Source organism: Streptomyces sp. WELS2 (genome assembly GCF_013870595.1).
GTDB lineage: Bacteria > Actinomycetota > Actinomycetes > Streptomycetales > Streptomycetaceae > Streptomyces.
Genome location: NZ_JACBWZ010000795.1, coordinates 1 through 2789, shown reverse-complemented (window position 1 = coordinate 2789; position 2789 = coordinate 1). Strand labels below are relative to the sequence as shown.

1 protein-coding gene is annotated in these 2789 nt (G+C 74.0%); it reads left to right on the top strand.

The annotated features are described in order from the left end of the window. The coding region (locus H5J33_RS29935) for a type I polyketide synthase (RefSeq protein WP_181797923.1) at positions 1 to 2789 on the top strand (2789 nt) is incomplete at both ends.

The window sequence follows — 2789 nt, the reverse complement described above, 5'->3', positions numbered from 1 at the left end:
GTTGCTGAGCGACCTGGTCGGCATCACACCGCGCCCGGCGACGATCCCGTTCTATTCCACGGTGACCGGCGAGGAGATCGACACCTCCGCTTTCGACGCCGGCTACTGGTACCGCAACCTCCGCGAACCCGTACGCTTCGACCTCGCCGTCGAGGCCCTGACGCAGGACCGGCACGGCGTGTTCGTGGAGGTCAGCCCGCACCCGGTACTGGTGCCGGTGATGGACGGCGTGGTGACCGGCACGCTGCGCCGCGGCAGTGGCAGACAGGAGTTCCGCCTCGCCCTGGCGCGCCTGCACACGCAAGGCGTGGCCGTCGACTGGACGCCGGTCTTCCCCGGCGAGCCGCACCATGTCCCGCTGCCGACGTACGCCTTCCAGCACCGCCGGTACTGGCTGAACCCCACCGCCGCGAAAGGCGACGTGTCGGCGGCGGGACTGGACTCGGCCGGGCACCCGCTGCTCGGGGCCGTCGTCGAACTGGCCGGGGACCAGAGCGTCCTGCTCACGGGGCGGCTCTCGACGGCTACCCGGCCATGGCTGGCCGACCACGTCGTCCTGGGCTCCGTACTGCTGCCCGGCACCGTGTTCCTCGAACTGGCCCTGCACGCCGGACGGCAGGCCGGCTGCGACATCCTGGACGAACTGGTGCTGGAAGCCCCCATGATCCTGCCGGACGACGGTTCCGTGCCGGTCCAGGTCGTCGTCGGCGCACCGGACGGGACGGGCCGGCGCCCCGTCACCGTCCACTCCCGGACGGGCGGCACCTGGCTGCGGCACGCCACCGGCATGCTCGCCACCGGCGGCCGCCCCCACCCGTACGACACCGGCGAGCCCTGGCAGCCGGCCGGTGAGCCCGTCGACCTGACCGACTTCTACGACACCCTCGCCGCCCAGGGCTACGAGTACGGGCCGGTGTTCGCGGGCGTACGCGAGATCCGGCGGCAGGGCGACGAGCTCTACGCCGAGGTGGCGCTGCCCGCCGACGCCCGCGACCGCTTCGGTCTCCACCCCGCGCTGCTCGACGCCGCACTCCAGCCGCTGACCCTGCTGGCGGCCGGCCGTCTGCCGTTCTCCTTCTCCGGGGTGTCGATGCGGGAAGCCGGCTCCACGGCCCGGGTCCGCCTCACACCCACCGGCCCCGACACCTTCCGGGTCGCGCTCGCCGACGAGTCCGGCCCGCTGGCGGTGATCGACGCGCTGACCGTGCGCCACCGGCCGCCGGGCATGGCGGTGGCCGGGACCAACCAGCTCTTCCGCCTCGACTGGGTGCCCGTCGAGAGCACCGGCGAACCTCCGGCCGTCCACCACGTCACACCCCCGGCGGGAGACCCCGTGGCGGCCGCGCACACCGTCGCCGCCGAGACACTGGGCGTGCTCCAGGACTTCCTGCGCGACGGGGACGGCCGGCTGGCCGTCGTGACCCGCGGGGCGGTCGGGCCGGACCCCGTCGACCTGCCGTCCAGCGTCGTCTGGGGTCTGGTCCGCGCGGCCCAGGCGGAACACCCCGACCGGTTCGTGCTCGTCGACACCGACGACCGCGTCCTCGTCTCGGGGGACGAACCGCAGCTCGTCGTCCGCGACGGCGCCGTCCACGCCGCCCGCCTGGTACGGGCCGAAGCGGCACCGGCACCCGGCCCGCTCGACCCGAACGGCACCGTGCTGATCACCGGAGGCACCGGGACACTGGGCCGCCTCGTCGCCCGGCACCTGCGCGACCGGCACGGCATCCGGCACCTGCTCCTGCTCGGCCGGACCGCGACGGAGGTGGACTTCGACGCCGAGGTGGTGGCCTGTGACGTGGCCGACCGGGACGCGCTGGCGGCCGTACTGGACTCGATCCCGGCCGAGCATCCGCTGACCGCGGTCGTGCACGCGGCCGGCGTGCTCGACGACGGCGTCGTGGAATCCCTCACGCCCGGCCGGATCGACCAGGTGCTGCGGCCCAAGGCCGACGCCGCCTGGCACCTGCACGAGCTGACGAAGGACCTCGGCCTGAGCGCGTTCGTGCTCTTCTCCTCCGCCGCCGGGGTGCTGGGAGGCCCGGGCCAGGCGAACTATGCCGCCGCGAACGCCTTCCTGGACGCCCTCGCCGTGCACCGGCGTGCCCTGGGTCTGCCGGGCGTATCGCTGGCCTGGGGACAATGGGCCGAGACCAGCGGGCTGACCGAAAACCTCACCGACACCGACCGCAAGCGCCTCGCCCGCGCCGGCGTGCTGCCGATGCCCACGGACCAGGCGCTGGCACTGTTCGACCTGGCTCTGGGCGCCGCCGATCCCGCGCTGGTCCCCGCACACCTCGACCTGTCCGCGGCATCCACCCGACCCCTGCTCAGCCGCCTCACCCGCACCAGGCCCGCCCGGCGCACGGACCGGCCGAACCTGGGCCGGGAACTGGCGGCCCTGCCCGAGACCGAGCAGCACAGCCGCGTCCTGGAACTGGTCACCGGCCAGACGGCCGCGGTCCTCGGCCACACCGACACCACGGCCGTCAGCGCCGAGCGGGCCTTCAAGGAACTCGGCTTCGATTCGCTCACCGCGGTGGAACTGCGCAACCGCCTGTCCGCGGTGGCCGGGATACGGCTGCCCGCGACACTGACCTTCGACTACCCCACCCCCGACGCGCTGGCCGGCCACCTGCGGAACCTCCTGATCGGCGCCCGGCGCCAGGCCCCTGCCTCACCCGTGGCCGCTCCGGTTCCGGTGTCGGGTGATCCGGTGGTGGTGGTGGGGTTGGGGGCGCGGTATCCGGGTGGGGTGGGTTCGGCGCAGGAGTTGTGGGGTCTGGTGA